Genomic DNA, 15,988 nt, shown 5'->3' with positions numbered 1-15,988 from the left:
AGGTATTTTGTTTTACATTTATAACAGTAAATATACTATTATAAAATCATAAAAAATATGGGCTATAAAGTTAAAATTCAAAGAGTTGAAAGAGGAAAAACCAGTTCCTATTATATCAATTTTCCTGCGGCTCTGGCAGAGTCTTGTGATATAGAAAAAGCAGAAGAATTGGAATGGGAGATAGAGGACAGGAATACCTTTGTTTTGAAAAGGGTAATTAAAAAAGAATCATTTCTGAAGAAGAAGGCTAAAAAATAAGAGAGGAACTATCTCTCTAATAGGGGTATAAGCCTTAAGTTAACGCCAATGCCTCCAAGGGTTCGGAACCCTTGGAGGGTTGTTGACCCTAAAACTCCGAAGTAAAGTGAAATTCTATATCGGGATAGTTGTCCTGCACCATTTGCAGCCAGGATTTGGACTCGGCCATAAAGACCAGCTTGTCATCTTTGTCACGCGCGATGTAGCGGTTTTTGGAGCGGACAAACTCATCCAATTGCTTTTTGTCTTTGCTGCTGATCCAGCAGGCTTTGTACAAGTTCATGGGATGAAACTCCGCCGTGGCGTTGTATTCATTCTTCAGACGAAACTGGATTACCTCAAATTGAAGCTGTCCGACAGTCCCAACTACCTTTCTCGAACCGATATCAAAAGTAAAAAGCTGCGCCACACCTTCTTCCATCAGCTGCTTGAGGCCTTTTTCCAGTTGCTTGGTTTTCATCGCATCCTTGTTTACCACCTCACGGAAAATCTCCGGTGAAAAGCTCGGAATTCCGGTGAACACCATATTTTCTCCATCGGTGAGCGTATCACCGATTTTTAGATTACCGGTATCATAGAGACCGACAATATCTCCGGGGAAAGCTTCATCGATGATTTCCTTGTCCTGCGCCATAAACTGCGTGACATTGGAAAATCGCAGGGGTTTAGCGCCATGGACATGATTGTAAGGTTTGTTTCGCTCAAACTTCCCCGAGCAGATCCGTAAAAAGGCAATTCTGTTCCGGTGATTCGGGTCCATATTTGCGTGGATCTTGAAGATGAATCCTGAAAACTTGGATTCCTCGGGCTTCACTTCACGCACATCCGTTTCGCGGCTTTTAGGAGCAGGGGCGATTTTGATAAACGTATCGAGCATTTCGTTTACTCCGAAGTTATTCACCGCCGATCCAAAAAATACCGGGGCGATTTTTCCTTCCAGGTATTCATTCACATCAAAATCCGGGTAAACCCCTTCGATCAAGTCCACATCTTCCCGAAGTTGCTTGGCATTACCCGGTCCAATCAGCCCATCCAGTTGCGGATCGTCCAGATTTTCAAACACCTGCCGATCATCGCTCAATTTTCGCTGAGAGGGAGTAAAAAGATTTAGCTGCTGATCATAGAGATTATAGACACCTTTGAATCCCTTTCCCATACCTATTGGCCAGGAAAGCGGCCTCACACTGATTCCCAACTTGGTTTCTACTTCATCCAAAAGGTCATAAGGATCACGGCCTTCCCTGTCAAGCTTGTTGATAAAGCAGATTACAGGCGTGTTACGCATGCGGCAGACTTCCATCAATTTTTCAGTCTGGATTTCGACCCCCTTCACACAGTCGATGACCATGATGACCGAATCTACAGCCGTCAACGTCCGATAGGTATCCTCCGCAAAATCCTGGTGACCAGGTGTATCGAGCAAGTTGATTTTGATGTCTTTGTATTCAAAACCCATTACGGAAGTCGCTACAGAGATCCCCCGTTGCTTTTCGATTTCCATCCAGTCGGACTTGGTTGCTGTGTCGATTTTGTTGGATTTGACCGCTCCTGCAGTCTGAATCGCACCTCCAAACAGGAGCAATTTTTCAGTCAGTGTGGTTTTTCCGGCATCGGGGTGGGCAATAATGGCAAAAGTTCTTCTCTTCTGGATCTCTTCTTTCAGCGTCATGGGTATTGAATTTCAGGGGGCAAAGGTAGGGAAAATGGAATTATTAATTTTGAATTAGAACAATTCCCATCTTTAAGCAATCGGTACCATGATCATCCGCAAGTCTGCCAGTAAGAAAAAATGAGCAAGGAAGATGGCGGATAATATTACCTATCAAAAAATCTCATGCTTTTAGGCATTGAGGTTAGCAGTTTGATTATTCAAATTAAATTCGCAAATGTAATTTGGAAAGTCTTCAAATCTCCGCTTAAAAGGTCCCCGATTCGTATCGACAAATCAAAACTTCGAAACCCATAATGATCTCGATCAGAAAATTACCAGCCGATGAACTCTCCAAAGTTCAATCCATCGCCCACCTTACCTGGCCTACCACTTTTGTCAATATTTTGAGCCCGGAGCAAATCGATTACATGCTGAATTGGATGTATTCGCTCGAAATGCTGGAATCTCAGCTGGAGAAAGGACACACATTTTTGCTGGCTGAGGAAGAAGGGACCGAACTTGGTTTTGCGGGTTTTGAATTGAACTTTTCGGAAGGACCCAAGGCCAAGCTTCATAAAATCTACCTCTTGCCGGAGGCACAGGGAAAAGGTGCCGGAAAAGCATTAATCCTGGAAGTAGCCGATCGGGCCAGAAAAGCAAGTCAAAAAAGTCTGCTGCTCAACGTGAATAAACACAACCAAAACGCGATCAACTTCTACCATCGAATTGGCTTTCAAGAAATCTATAAGGAAGTCATCGATATTGGAAATGGCTTTATTATGGACGATGTGGTGATGGAATTGAGCCTTTGAGGATTTGCTCACAGATACCTCAGTTAAACACGGATTTTTCTTTATCTGTGATTATCTGTGCCATCTGTGAGCTTTAACCCGTTTTTTATTTTAGTTCGACCTGTTCGATCTTATTGTTGTCTCCCCTGATCTCCAGATATTTTTTCTTCATTTCCTCGAGTTTTTCAGGATTGGAAGTAGCCAAGTTTGTTTGTTGCCGGGGGTCATCTTTCAGATTAAACAGCTGATAATCCGTTGAATTTCCCAATTCAATATTGACTTGATTTTGTACTGCCGGCCCCGGATAAGGAGGAATCATCGCCCAATCTCCGGATCGAAGTGCTGTTCTGGTGGTAGCTTCCAACACGAAAGATTCTCTTCCTTGCTGGCTTTTCCCTAAAAAGGCATCCAATAGATTCTCACTGTCAGGACCACTAGCAGAACTTCCAACCAAGGCCGCCAAAGAAGCCAACAAGTCTATCTGCGTCACGAAAGCATCCGATACACCCGGTTGGATATTCCCCTTCCAGTAGGTAATAAACGGCACCTTCGTGCCCGCCTCAAACAGGGAGTATTTTCCTCCTCTCAAAACACCGGCAGGTGTATGATCTTCCAATTTTTCTACTGCATCGTCATAATATCCGTCGTTAAGCACAGGTCCATTGTCACTGGAAAAGACGATCAGTGTATTTTCTAAAATCCCGGCTTCCTCCAAGGTTTTATACAATTCTCCGATCACCCAATCTGCCTCCAAGATCACATCTCCTCTTGGTCCCATACCGGATTTCCCCTCAAATCTCGGATGTGGAGTACGCGGCACATGTGGCTGCTGCATGGGAAAGAAAAGGAAAAACGGCTCAGCTGATCGTGATTTTTCTTTGATGTAAGCCTTCCCTTTTTCCAAGAAATGGTCAGCCATATCCACATCGCTCCACTTGGCGCTCTGACCACCTTTCATGAAACCAATTCGAGGAATCCCATTGACGATGCTGTTGTTGTGTCCGTGATGCCACTTCATGGTGAGCAATTCCGGATTGGTGATCGCCGTAGGTTCACCTTCAAAGTTTTTGTCGTAATCCACCGAGATTGGATCATTCGGATCGAGATTTACCACTCGTCCGTTTTCGATATAAACAGTTGGCACACGGTCTTGCGTAGCAGCCAAAATATGCGAATGATCAAATCCTACATGATTTGGATTTGGGGAAATCTCCTGATTCCAATCCACCACGCCAGTTCCCAAGCCCAAGTGCCACTTACCAATCACAGCGGTTTCATAACCTTGGCTTCTCAGCATTTTCGGAATGGTCATCTGCGCAGTATCAATGATCAGTGGCGCAGTTCCGGGGAGGATTTTGGCGTTTTGATTTCTCCAAGGATACGTTCCGGTCAGAAGGGCATATCGGCTTGGGGTACAGGTAGCCGAGGAAGCATAACCATTGGTGAACCTCAATCCTTCATTGGCAAGTTTGTCCATATTTGGAGTTTGAAGGGTTCCTGACTTATAAGCACTGACGTCGCCATAGCCAAGATCATCAAGATAAATGAAAACGATGTTGGGTTTCTTCTGCTGTTCTTCCTTGATAGGTTGAGTACATGCGGATAAAAAAAGAATCCACAGTATGCCTGATATTAAACTGAAATAATTTCTTTTCTGCATAGAAATAGGAGCGATTGGGTTTAATTGAATTTTATTTAAAGCTATTCAAAACTATTATCTAAACTTCCCACATCCAGCTTAGTCTCCCATAGCACCAAACCATTCGACGAAGCAGTAGGGACCGATTCCCACTCTGAAGTTGGTTGGTCCAGCCTTTTTTTGATTTCATCAGGAGAAAAATACCAAATCGCGCTGACCATTTTGCGGACTTGATGATAAAGAAAACCGGTTCCGATTACCTCAAAACAATAGGTCTTTTCTGGCGAAAACTCCGTAGAAAAAGCTTCTGTCTCGAAGACTTTAGCTCGCAAAATTTCTCTGGTAAAATCGGTCTTGTTTCCTGAAACCTTGCAAAAGGCTTTGAAATTGTGTTCTCCAACAAATAATCCCGCATTTTCCTGCATCTGTTCCAAGGAATTAATTCCATTTGCCCAAGTCAGCATGGCAGATGCAAAAGGATGAAAGGATTTGGAGTCGGAGAAAAAGTAACGGTAGGTCTTCTGCTTGACGGAATGGATGAGATTGAAATCTCTTGAGACTTCAGCTGCTGAATTTAGCCTGATTTCTCCTCCAAGGTTGAGATTGAGTGCCGCCAATAGCTGTTCGAAGTCCAGCCTTTCTCTGAGAAAAAGCTGGACAAATCCACTGCGACAACTTACCCCTGAATCTGTACGGCTGGACCCGATAAACCGAAAATCCTCATGCCCCAGTACAAAGCGAAAGACTCGATCCAACTTCCCCTCCACGGTAGGTTGACCTTTTTGCTTTGCCCAACCTTTAAATCTGGCACCAAAGTAAGAAATCGAAAAGAGATAAGCGTGGGGTCGGGTGCGCATCGGTTGATTCCAAATTGGAGTTTTCTTTTGAAAGCCCTCAAAGGTTGACTAAATTGAGGGAACCCAAAACTACAGACTATGAAAACATTTCTTAGCATTTTGACGATTTTCGCCTGCGTTCAGGCCTTTGCCCAAACGATCCCCTCCAAAGAAATCCAAATCAAACTTGCAGTCCTAGCCGCTCCCGAGGACCAACGGGCCGGAGCTACGGTCTATGGCTATGATGCTAAGGGCGAGGTTATTTTGCTTCGGCAGGGAACAAATCAGACAGTCTGTCTTGCAGACGACTCCGGCAGAGAGGGCCTGAGTGTGTCCTGTTACCACAAAAGTGCCCAACCATTTATGGCGAGAGGCTGGGTTTTAAGAAAAGAAGGCAAAAATGCCGATGAAATATTCAAGATCAGAGAAGCAGAATCAAAAGCCGGAAAGCTTCAACTGCCCGATCAGGGAAGCCTGCTGAATGCCTTAACAGCTGAACATAGCGATGTAAACTGGACTACCGGCGAAGCCAAAAACACCTATACCCGCTCGGTCGTCTATATTCCATGGGCGACGGCAGAGAGTACTGGATTGCCATTGAAACCAGCAGCACCCGGCCTACCTTGGATCATGGACCCAGGCACACATCGGGCGCATATCATGATTAATCCGGCGAGGAATTGAGGTTATTCATTAAATTTGAAAAAATTCAGCTATGGAACTTTCATTAAAAGAAGTATTCGAGGCATCTAAAAGTGTGCTATCTGAAATAGTTAGTCTACCTGATCCTGACTTTAGATTAGAGCAGGTGGAATTCAAAAAAGATCAGAAGATTTGGGAGGTAGTTGTCTCATTTCTAGTTGCAAACAAAAATAGACCTGTTGGCATTACCCCAATAACTTTTTCTTCCCCGGTAGAGAGAGTATACAAACGTCTAAAAATTGATGAAAATAAAGAAGTGCTAGGGATTTACATGTTTTCAGAAGCAGGATGATTTTTGTGGATACGAATGCGCTGATTCTATTGATTGTAGGGCTTATTGATAAGTCTCTCATCAAATCGCATAAACGTACTTCTATCTATGAATCGACCGACTTTGAGAATTTGGAACTTCTGATAGGCAACTTGGAGGAAGTGGTAACTACACCGAATGTTCTTACAGAAGTTGACAACTTGCTGAATAATTTCCAAAAAGGACATCGCTGGGCGTATTACCAAATACTGAGAGAATTAATAACTAAGTCCTCAGAAAAATTTCTTGAGTCAAGAAGGATAATTGACTCCAGCTCTTTTTTTGAACTAGGACTAACAGATTCAGGAGTTTTAGAACTCTGCAAAGAGTGTGATTTTTTGATCACGGGTGATTCGAAACTTTCTGACTATGCATCGGCTTTTGGAATCAAAGTGGTGGACTTGGTGAAAATTAGAAACGAAAGGTTAAATTAATTCCATATTGATTTCGAAGAGATTTACTTGATTCATGATTTTGAGTATTTCACTTATGAAACTGTTAAGCATTTACCATGAAAAGCTCCAAGGACATCAAAACTAAATTGGAAGACCGGAAAAAGGAACTATTCGAAAAGTCCCCTATCAAAACCTTGGCGATTTTTGGTTCTTTTGCCCGTAATGAACAAAAGTTAACAAGTGACCTTGATCTGATGGTGGAGTTTCATAGCCGAGTAGGCTCCGAGTTTATCGAATTAGCTGATGAACTGGAGGAAATTCTTGGAATCAAAGTCGATTTGGTCTCCAAAAAAGGAATCAAAGAGCGATATTTTGAAAGGATAAAAGAGGATTTGATTTATGTCTAACTAGTAATCCTAATCTTTCCTTTTTAAAAAATGAATCAAATACACATCAGTTTTTTCACAATTCAAAACGCCACTTAAAAATTTTAAATGAACAACTATAAAGAAACCTTGCTCTGGAAAAAAACATTAGGCAAGAATGAAATTAAACAAACTGAAAAAGAACAGATAGAACTTTTAAGAACTTCTTATGATAAAATGAGATCCAATGTGGAATTTTTAGTCTCAAAAATTTCTGCCTCTCTTCCAGGTTTAACACAACATGAAATTTCACATCTTGATGGACTTTGGGATACTGCAAGCATATTAATAGGTGAAACCTACGAAATAAATCCTTTAGAAGGATTTATTCTAGGTGCCTCAATCCTTCTTCATGATTCTGCCCTAAGCTATGAAGCATATGAAAATGGGATGTCTGGTTTAAGGGATACAATTGAATGGAAAGATAGTTATCAGGATTTAATATCAGAGAATGAGTTAAGACAGGAGAATAAATCAAAAGAGGAAATAGAAAAAGAAGCTGATTTCGAAACATTAAGAATTTTACATGCAAATAGGGCAAAAGAACTAATTAACAAATCTTGGCAAGCCCCTTCTACAAAAGATCAAATATTTTTATTAGATGATGTAAACTTAAGAACGCATCTTGGAAAACTAATTGGAGAAATTGCTGCAAGCCATCATTGGAACATTGAAAAAGTAGCATTTGAATTCAATGCTCAAGTTAATGCGCCTTCAAACTTCCCACGAGAGTGGAGAATTGATCCCTTAAAAATTGCTTGCATTTTGAGATGTGCAGATGCAATTCATATAGATAACAGGAGAGCTCCCGACTTTTTACATGCCCTATTAAAGAGAAATGGAATATCTTTTGACCATTGGAATGCACAGAATAGACTTGGCCATGTAGATATATACTCAAACGACCCCAAAAATGAAACTCTTGTTTTTACTTCAACTATAGATTTTGAAGAAACCGATTACAATTCCTGGTTTATTGCATATGACGCTATTTGTATTGCATCAAAGGAAATTAGATCAAGCAATAAAATTCTTGAAGGAAAAAACTCTAACTCATCTTTTAAAATTAAAGCAATAGAAGGTATTAACTCACCTTCTGAGATGTCAAAATTTATCAAAACAAAAAATTGGACTCCCTGTGCAGCCCAAGTTCATGCAAGTAATATCGAAAATCTGGTAAAAAATCTTGGGGGAGAAATGCTATATGGATCAGGTTCAGATTTATTTGGAATTGTAATTAGGGAATTAATCCAAAATTCAAGAGATGCAATAAAAGCAAGAAAAATTTTTGATGTTGATTTCGTAGGTAAAATAACTCTTAAAATTTCTGAAGATGAAGAAACAACGATATTGACTATTGAGGACAATGGAATTGGAATGTCAGAACGGGTTTTAACAGGTCCACTTCTAGATTTCGGTACCAGCTTTTGGGCTTCAAATTTGGTAAAGAGTGAATTCCCAGGACTTAGATCATCAGAATTCAAATCAATTGGGAAATTTGGAATAGGATTCTATTCTATTTTTATGATTTCAAAAAAAGTTATAGTCTACTCTAGAAATTGGGATAAGGGTTTAGAAAAAATTAAATCTCTAAAATTTCCAAATGGCTTTACTTTAAGACCAATATTAGCAAATGAGAAAAGCGCATCTTTTGGATCCCAAATAAGCACCCAAATAATTTGCAAATTAAATGAAAATTATATCGATGAGAATGAAGAAATCGAGATTAAGGCAAATAGAGTAGGCCAAGAAAATTTTAAAGTTCACATTTCAGACTACATAAGATCTATTGTTGCTGGTTTAGATGTCGATGTCTATCTTCAAACTCCAAAATTCAACCTTACTAAAATTCATAGAGATATAACAAGCTCTGATTTAAATATTGAAAATTGGTTAAATGATATATCTTTTTCAAAATATCTAATTCATTTAAATAACATTGAATATATCTCAAGGAATGTTGATAGAGTTAAACCAATTATTGAAAATGATCAGGTTATGGGTCTTGCCGCAATTAGTACTAGAAGTTTAAATTCCCATGATTTTCTAGGCTCTAAAACTATTGGAGGCTTAATTCATTCCTCCCATAATCGATCAGGTGATGATTTTATTGGCTTTGTAAATTTTACGGAGAAAAGTGCAAAAAGGGACTTTAACAAAATCTCTGCAAGTAAACAAGCTATTGAGGATTGGGGGAAGGAGCAAATGAAGTTATTGCAAACCAAAACACTAAATCCAATAGAAAAATTCTATGCGGCAAGTTCCTTTAACTTTTTCGGAATTGATCCTTACGAAATACTGGAATTACATTTAATGATAAATGGGCAAATTAAAATATTAACACTTGAAGAAATTGCAAATCTCTCACTTACTTTACCTATTAGTTTTTTTGTTTCAGGATTGTCTAAAAATGGCCATATAGAAACACATATTGGCAGAATTCAAATAGAAAAAACTGCCACTTACGTTCCTATAAAAAATTGCAAACTCCTTTCTTTCAAAATCGAAAATGGTGCCCCTAAAAATGACCTAGGACTTATTGATTGTGTTCACAGAAAAATAATTGAGCTAGGTTATTGCCCCACATACGAGTTAAAAGAAAACATCACTAAAAATATATTAAATATTGATGTCAACTGTCTTTTCTTAACATCCAAAGAAAAAATTAAAAAACCACCCCATTCCTGAGGTGGTTTTATTGCTTTTAAATCTGAGAGTTTTACCCCAAAATTTTCGCTGCCAGCCAATCCCCGACTTCAGAAGTCTTGTAGGCTTTGCCGCCTTCGGCGATATCTTCGGTCACAATCCCTTCGGCTAAGGAAAGATTGACCACATCGCTGATCAGTTTCGCTTCCTCCGTCAATCCAAACGCATAATCAAACATCATGGATGCGGAAAGCACGGTTCCCAATGGATTGGCAATGTCTTTGCCTGCGGCCTGCGGATACGAACCGTGAATCGGTTCGAATAACTTCACTTTGGAACCCAAAGAAGCAGAAGGCATCAAGCCCATGGAACCTGAAATCACTGAAGCTTCGTCAGTCAGGATGTCTCCGAATAGGTTTTCGGTGATCAAGACATCATAAGCCTTTGGCCATTGGATCAATCGCATCGCCACGGCATCCACAAATTCATATTCCACTTTCACATCCGGGTATTCAGGTGCAAGTTCCTGTACGGTTTCTCTCCAAAGTCTGGAAGTCGCCATCACGTTGGCTTTGTCCACACAGGTCAGGAGCTTTCTTCTTTTTTGCGCAGCTTCAAAACCCATTCTTGCCAAGCGGACGATTTCATCTTTGCTGTAAATGTTCGTGTCAAACGCTTTGGTTCCTTGCTCGTTTCGGCCCCTTGGCTCTCCGAAGTAAATCCCTCCTGTCAATTCTCTGAAAAACACCAAATCCACCCCATCAACTCGATCCAATTTCAAGGGAGACTTATGAACCAGAGAAGGGAAAGTAAAGGTGGGTCTGACATTGGCAAAAAGGCCTAATTTTTGGCGCATTCTCAGCAATCCCTGCTCAGGCCGAACTTTGGCTTTGGGATCATTGTCGTATTTCGGGTCACCGATGGCTCCGAAAAGCACCGCGTCAGATGCTGCACAAATCTCGTGCGTAGCATCCGGATAAGGATCTCCTGTAGCGTCAATGGCACAAGCTCCAACAAGACCTTCTTTGAACGTGATTTTATGACCGAATTTTTGCCCGATGGCCTTGACTACTTTCACTGCCTGAGCGATTACCTCAGGGCCGATGCCGTCACCCGGCAACAGCGCGATATTCATTTCCATAGTAAGTGGATTCTTTTTCTGTATTTGTGTTAAAAGATTCGAGGATGTTCAGCATTTTCTCAGTGGCCATCATAGCAGCCACAGTTTGATCAGGGTCAAGCCCTTTGGTTTTGAAAATTTTTCCATAATCCCAAGTGATCACAGTCTCCACAAAGGCATCGGTTTTTCCCCCTGGAGGAATGGAAACATGATAATCAATCAATTTGGGAAGTTCCTTTTTGAGGGATTTGTAGATCTTTTTTACCGCTTTCATAAAGGAGTCGTATTGCCCGTCTCCCGTAGCCGTGGAATCGTAGGATTTTCCATAGACATTCAGCCGAAGCTGAACCGAAGGTTTCAAACCCTTGGAATGGGTCATGTGGTATCCTTCGATGCTGATATTTTTAGAGATGGAATTATTCTGCAGGACATCTGAAATAATATAGGGCAGATCTTCGGTTGTCACCCGCTCCTTCTTATCACCCAATTCGATGATCCGCTGGGTTACACGCGTTAGTTCGTCTTTCTCCAAGGATATGCCCAATTCTTCCAGATTCTTGAGAATATTGGCTTTCCCGGAGGTTTTTCCCAAGGCATATTTCCGCTGACGACCAAATCGTTCCGGCATCAAATCGTTGAAATAGAGATTTTTTTTGTTGTCTCCGTCAGCATGTATCCCTGCCGTTTGGGTGAATACATTTTCCCCAACTACCGGTTTGTTAGCAGGGATGTGCTGACCCGAAAACTGCTCTACAAGCTTGGATACCCGGAAAATTTTCTGTTCCTGAACTCCAATCTCCAGCTTGGTGAAGTCCTTGATCATCGCTACCACTGATTCCAGAGGGGCATTGCCGGCCCGTTCTCCCAAGCCGTTTACCGTAGTATGGATTCCTGCCGCCCCATGCAACACTGCCTCCATCACATTGGCGACGGAAAGATCATAGTCGTTGTGCGCATGAAAATCGAAATGGATGCCGGGAAATTTCGACAAAATCTGATCGAAGAAAATCCGAACTTCATCCGGTGACAACAATCCCAAAGTATCCGGCAACATGATTCGTTTAACCTGCTGATGCGTCAGAAAATCAATCAACGATAGGGTGTATTCAGGGGAATTACGCATGCCATTGGACCAATCTTCGAGGTAGACATTGACATCAATTCCGTTTTTTTGAGCGAAAGCAATGCTTTTGGCAATTTCATCGAAATGCTGTTCCGGAGTCTTTTTCAGTTGATGAACCAAATGATTCAAGGAACCTTTGGTCAGGAGATTGAGCACTTTTGCGCCAGCTTCCAATATCCAATTCACTGAAACAGGAGTATCGACAAAACCCAAAACCTCCACCCGATCGAGGTAGCCTTTTTGGGATGCCCATTGGGTAATCTTCTGCACTCCTTCCAGTTCTCCTTCAGAAACCCGTGCAGAAGCCACTTCGATTCGATCCACTTTGAGCTCTTCGAGCAAAAGTTTGGCAATCTGGAGCTTTTCAGAAGGCAAAAAGGAAACCCCTGAGGTCTGTTCTCCATCCCTCAGCGTGGTATCCATAATTTCTATTCTTCTTTTCGACTCCATTTGTAAAATGGATTAATTAGATGCTGCAAAAGCATCGATTTCCGAAGACATATTGAGCAAATAGTCTATATCATCGAACCCGTTTGTCATGTTGTCTTTTTTGTATTCATTGATGTCAAAAGACTCAAATTCACCCGTGGAAAGGAGTTTGATCTTTTGCTCGGGTAGATTTACCTCGATCTCAGTGGAAGGATCCGACTGAATTGCCGCGAATAGTTTATTGGCAAATTCAGCAGAGACCGTCACCGGAAGTACTCCGATATTCAGGCAGTTATTTTTGAATATGTCAGCGAAAAAGCTGGAAACCACACATCGGAATCCGTAATCGTAGATCGCCCAAACAGCATGCTCCCGGCTGGAACCCGAACCGAAGTTCTTTCCAGCTACCAGAATTTTACCGGAATAAGTTGGGTCGTTCAGGACAAAATCTTTTTTGGGATTGCCTTCCACATCGTATCTCCAGTCACGGAACAAGTTGTCACCAAACCCTTCTCGCTCGGTTGCTTTCAGGAATCGGGCAGGAATGATTTGGTCGGTATCCACATTTTCGGTAGGTAAGGGAACTGCGGTACTTCTGAGGATTGTAAATTTATCGTAAGCCATAATTTTAGGTAGATTAGTTAATTGTTATTGGTTATTGGTGGGATAAAATGTGGGGAAGAAGTTTTGATTCCAAACACAAATAACTTTTAACCAATAACTTAATAACCAAGAAACTTAATTTTGAAACACTTCCCGTGGATCGGTGATTCTGCCGGTAATGGCAACAGCCGCCACGGTCAATGGGGATGCGAGCATCGTTCTTGCACCCGGACCTTGACGACCCTCGAAGTTCCGATTGGAAGTCGAAACCGCATATTTCCCCGAAGGAATTTTGTCATCGTTCATTGCAAGACAAGCCGAGCAACCTGGCTGACGAAGTTCAAATCCAGCTTCTTCCAAGATTTTCACCAAGCCTTCTTCATGGGCCATTTTTTCCACTTCACGTGAGCCGGGCACGATCCAGGCTGTAATGTTAGCTGCTTTTTGGTGTCCTTTGACAAACTGAGCAACGGATCGGATATCTTCGATTCGCCCATTGGTGCAGGAACCAACAAATACGTAATCCACCAACTTACCCTTGACAGGTTCGCCCGGTGCAAAGCCCATATATTCAAGGGATTTCAGGTAAGAAGTTTTGTTCGAACCTTCCATTCCTTCAGTTGTAGGGATGTTTTCGGTTACTTTGATTCCCATTCCCGGGTTTGTACCGTAGGTAATCATCGGTTCGATATCTGATGCTTCGAACACCAATTCCTTGTCAAAAACGGCTCCATCGTCAGTTTTCAGAGTCTTCCAATAGGCCACAGCTTTATCCCAATCTGCGCCTTTGGGAGCATATTGCTTTCCTTTGAGGTAATTGAAAGTCGTCTCGTCAGGAGCAATCAAGCCTCCACGTGCACCCATCTCAATTGACATGTTACAGATGGTCATTCTAGCTTCCATCGACAGACTTTGGATCGCAGATCCAGCATATTCCACAAAGTACCCTGTGGCTCCGGCAGCGGAAATTTTAGAAATGATATAGAGAATGATGTCTTTGGAAGTCACACCCGGTCCAAGCGTTCCGTTTACCGAGATTCGCATTTTCTTGGCTTTGGATTGCATGATGCATTGCGTAGCCAAAACCATTTCTACCTCAGAAGTCCCGATACCAAAAGCAATGGCTCCAAAAGCTCCGTGGGTGGATGTATGTGAATCCCCACAGACAATCGTCATTCCCGGCTGAGTGATTCCCAATTCCGGTCCGATCACGTGTACAATGCCATGATGTGCAGAGCCCAAGTCATGCAGTTCGATCCTGTATTTCGCACAGTTTTCACGAAGCCGCTCCACTTGCATGCGCGAAAGTTTGTCTTTGATCGTCTGATCCTGATCGACTGTAGGGACGTTGTGATCGGGAGTTGCGACTGTTCGGTTTGGATTTTTTACGCCGATTCCACGCTTTTCTAGGTTTAGGAAGGCTACAGGAGAAGTCACCTCATGAATAAAATGCTTATCGATGAAGAACACGTCAGGACCTGCAGGTACGGATTTGACCACGTGCGAATCCCATATTTTATCAAATAGTGTTGTCTTTTCCATAATTAGGCAGTCGCATATTCTTTGACCGGTATTTTATTAAGTGCGTCGACGAAAGCCTGGGCAGATGCCAGGACAATATCGGCATTGGAAGCAAAGCCATAGTACGGTTTTTCTCCTTTGATTAATCTCATGTGAACTTTGGCCACATCGTCACTTCCGTGAGTGATAGCCTGGATAAGAAATTCCTCGAGTTCAACCTCGGGCTTGGCGATTTTTTCGATAGCTTTCAAAACAGCATCTACCGGGCCTACTCCTGAGGAAGAGGACTGGTGGGTCTCTGTTCCGATTTTCAGCGTAACATGGGCACTGACCTGTCCATTGGATGAGTAGCTCACTTTTTCCAATTCGATAAAGTTAGAATCCTCCATGTATTTGCCGACCAAGCCCAAAAGGTCTTTTCGACCGATGTCTCTTTTGCTATCCGCCAAAATCAGGAAGGCCTCGTAAACCTCTCTCAATTCTTCGCCTTCGAGCTCGACGCCCAAGGCATCCAAGTGGTGCTTTAGCGCTGCACGACCTGACCTGGCTGTCAAAACGATAGTAGACTCGTCCACACCGACTTCTTTCGGGTCGATGATTTCATAGTTTTCTCTATGCTTCAATACGCCGTCCTGGTGAATGCCGGAAGAGTGTGCAAATGCATTTCTTCCCACAATCGCCTTGTTGGGCTGAACCGGCATATTCATCAGTTTGGAAACCAAACGGCTGGTCTGATAGATTTTTGGTGTTACGATATTGGTGTACACAGGTATCGATTTATGGCATTTGATCGCCATGACCACTTCCTCAAGCGAGGTGTTTCCTGCCCGTTCGCCGATACCGTTGATGGTGACCTCCACTTGCCGGGCACCATGCTGAACCCCGGCAACAGTATTGGCTGTGGCCATTCCCAAGTCATTGTGGCAGTGCGTTGCAATGATCGCACGGTCAATGTTTGGCACATTATTTTTCAAATTTGCAATGATCGCACCATACTGCTCTGGAAGACAATACCCCGTCGTATCAGGAATATTGACCACTGTTGCTCCGGCTTTGATCACTTCTTCGATGATTCGGCAAAGGAAATCCGGCTCAGATCGTCCGGCATCCTCAGCATAGAATTCCACATCATCCACAAATCGCCTTGCATACTTTACCGCAGCAACTCCCCGTGCAATGATATCCTCGGGAGTGGATCGAAGTTTGAACTGGATATGGTATGGGGAAACACCTATTCCGGTATGAATTCGGCCCCTTTTTGCGAATTTGAGTGACCGAGCAGCTACGTCAATATCTTTTTCTACCGCTCTGGAGAGCGCACAAATGATCGGGTTGGACACAGCCTTGGAGATTTCTAACACGGAATTGAAATCACCCGGGCTGGAAATCGGAAATCCTGCCTCGATAATATCCACTCCTAAAGCCTCCAAAGCTTTAGCTACCACAATCTTTTCCTGGGTATTCAGCTGACACCCGGGCACTTGTTCCCCATCTCTCAGGGTCGTATCAAAAATCCACAGCTTGTCACTCATAATCTTA

15 protein-coding genes are annotated in these 15,988 nt (G+C 42.4%); 7 read left to right on the top strand and 8 right to left on the bottom strand.

Features of this window, described 5'->3' with window-relative positions; all coding sequences use genetic code 11:
* Window positions 1-57: 57 nt before the first annotated feature.
* Window positions 58-258: a hypothetical protein gene (locus tag BLQ81_RS06605; protein ID WP_092728614.1), complete on the top strand. Its 201-nt coding sequence runs from the start codon at window positions 58-60 to the stop codon at window positions 256-258.
* Between the two features lie 88 nt (window positions 259-346).
* On the opposite strand, the gene BLQ81_RS06600 is transcribed toward BLQ81_RS06605, so the two are convergent.
* A complete protein-coding gene (locus BLQ81_RS06600) occupies window positions 347-1,927 on the bottom strand; it encodes a peptide chain release factor 3 (protein WP_092729157.1) in 1,581 nt (526 codons plus the stop codon).
* A gap of 296 nt (window positions 1,928-2,223) precedes the next feature.
* Between BLQ81_RS06600 and BLQ81_RS06595 the strand changes: the two genes are divergently transcribed.
* Window positions 2,224-2,721: a GNAT family N-acetyltransferase gene (locus BLQ81_RS06595; RefSeq protein ID WP_092729156.1), complete on the top strand. Its 498-nt coding sequence runs from the start codon at window positions 2,224-2,226 to the stop codon at window positions 2,719-2,721.
* An 85-nt stretch (window positions 2,722-2,806) separates the two neighbouring features.
* Here BLQ81_RS06595 and BLQ81_RS06590 read toward each other — a convergent pair whose 3' ends face one another.
* On the bottom strand, window positions 2,807-4,360 hold the full coding sequence (locus BLQ81_RS06590; protein WP_092729155.1) for a sulfatase family protein: 1,554 nt from the start codon (window positions 4,358-4,360) through the stop codon (window positions 2,807-2,809).
* A gap of 41 nt (window positions 4,361-4,401) precedes the next feature.
* Window positions 4,402-5,196, bottom strand: coding sequence for a pseudouridine synthase family protein (locus BLQ81_RS06585; protein WP_092729154.1), 795 nt, complete (start codon window positions 5,194-5,196; stop codon window positions 4,402-4,404).
* Between the two features lie 78 nt (window positions 5,197-5,274).
* Between BLQ81_RS06585 and BLQ81_RS06580 the strand changes: the two genes are divergently transcribed.
* The 5 genes from BLQ81_RS06580 (at window position 5,275) to BLQ81_RS06560 (ending at window position 9,695) form a co-directional block, all read left to right on the top strand.
* Window positions 5,275-5,859: a hypothetical protein gene (locus BLQ81_RS06580; RefSeq protein WP_092729153.1), complete on the top strand. Its 585-nt coding sequence runs from the start codon at window positions 5,275-5,277 to the stop codon at window positions 5,857-5,859.
* Window positions 5,860-5,890: 31 nt separating this feature from the next.
* Complete coding sequence (locus BLQ81_RS06575; RefSeq protein ID WP_092729152.1) at window positions 5,891-6,169, top strand: hypothetical protein; 279 nt, start codon at window positions 5,891-5,893, stop codon at window positions 6,167-6,169.
* Window positions 6,166-6,621: a PIN domain-containing protein gene (locus tag BLQ81_RS06570; RefSeq protein WP_092729151.1), complete on the top strand. Its 456-nt coding sequence runs from the start codon at window positions 6,166-6,168 to the stop codon at window positions 6,619-6,621. The genes BLQ81_RS06575 and BLQ81_RS06570 overlap by 4 nt, the downstream gene beginning before the upstream one ends.
* A gap of 77 nt (window positions 6,622-6,698) precedes the next feature.
* Window positions 6,699-6,989: a nucleotidyltransferase family protein gene (locus tag BLQ81_RS06565; RefSeq protein ID WP_092729150.1), complete on the top strand. Its 291-nt coding sequence runs from the start codon at window positions 6,699-6,701 to the stop codon at window positions 6,987-6,989.
* Window positions 6,990-7,076: 87 nt separating this feature from the next.
* Window positions 7,077-9,695: an HD domain-containing protein gene (locus BLQ81_RS06560; protein WP_092729149.1), complete on the top strand. Its 2,619-nt coding sequence runs from the start codon at window positions 7,077-7,079 to the stop codon at window positions 9,693-9,695.
* Between the two features lie 31 nt (window positions 9,696-9,726).
* On the opposite strand, the gene leuB is transcribed toward BLQ81_RS06560, so the two are convergent.
* The 5 genes from leuB to BLQ81_RS06535 form a co-directional block, all read right to left on the bottom strand.
* Window positions 9,727-10,794, bottom strand: a complete 1,068-nt coding sequence (gene leuB, locus BLQ81_RS06555) for a 3-isopropylmalate dehydrogenase (RefSeq protein ID WP_092729148.1) — start codon at window positions 10,792-10,794, stop codon at window positions 9,727-9,729.
* A complete protein-coding gene (locus tag BLQ81_RS06550; protein WP_092729147.1) occupies window positions 10,763-12,346 on the bottom strand; it encodes an alpha-isopropylmalate synthase regulatory domain-containing protein in 1,584 nt (527 codons plus the stop codon). Before BLQ81_RS06550 ends, leuB begins: the two co-directional genes overlap by 32 nt.
* A gap of 12 nt (window positions 12,347-12,358) precedes the next feature.
* A complete protein-coding gene (gene leuD / locus BLQ81_RS06545) occupies window positions 12,359-12,949 on the bottom strand; it encodes a 3-isopropylmalate dehydratase small subunit (RefSeq protein WP_092729146.1) in 591 nt (196 codons plus the stop codon).
* Between the two features lie 114 nt (window positions 12,950-13,063).
* Window positions 13,064-14,470, bottom strand: coding sequence for a 3-isopropylmalate dehydratase large subunit (gene leuC, locus BLQ81_RS06540; protein WP_092729145.1), 1,407 nt, complete (start codon window positions 14,468-14,470; stop codon window positions 13,064-13,066).
* Window positions 14,471-14,472: 2 nt separating this feature from the next.
* Entirely contained in the window at window positions 14,473-15,981 is a 1,509-nt protein-coding gene (locus BLQ81_RS06535) for a 2-isopropylmalate synthase (protein ID WP_092729144.1), read from the bottom strand.
* Between the last annotated feature and the right edge of the window lie 7 nt (window positions 15,982-15,988).

This window comes from Algoriphagus alkaliphilus (assembly GCF_900103735.1).
Taxonomy (GTDB): domain Bacteria; phylum Bacteroidota; class Bacteroidia; order Cytophagales; family Cyclobacteriaceae; genus Algoriphagus; species Algoriphagus alkaliphilus.
This window is presented reverse-complemented; position numbering and strand designations above follow the sequence as displayed.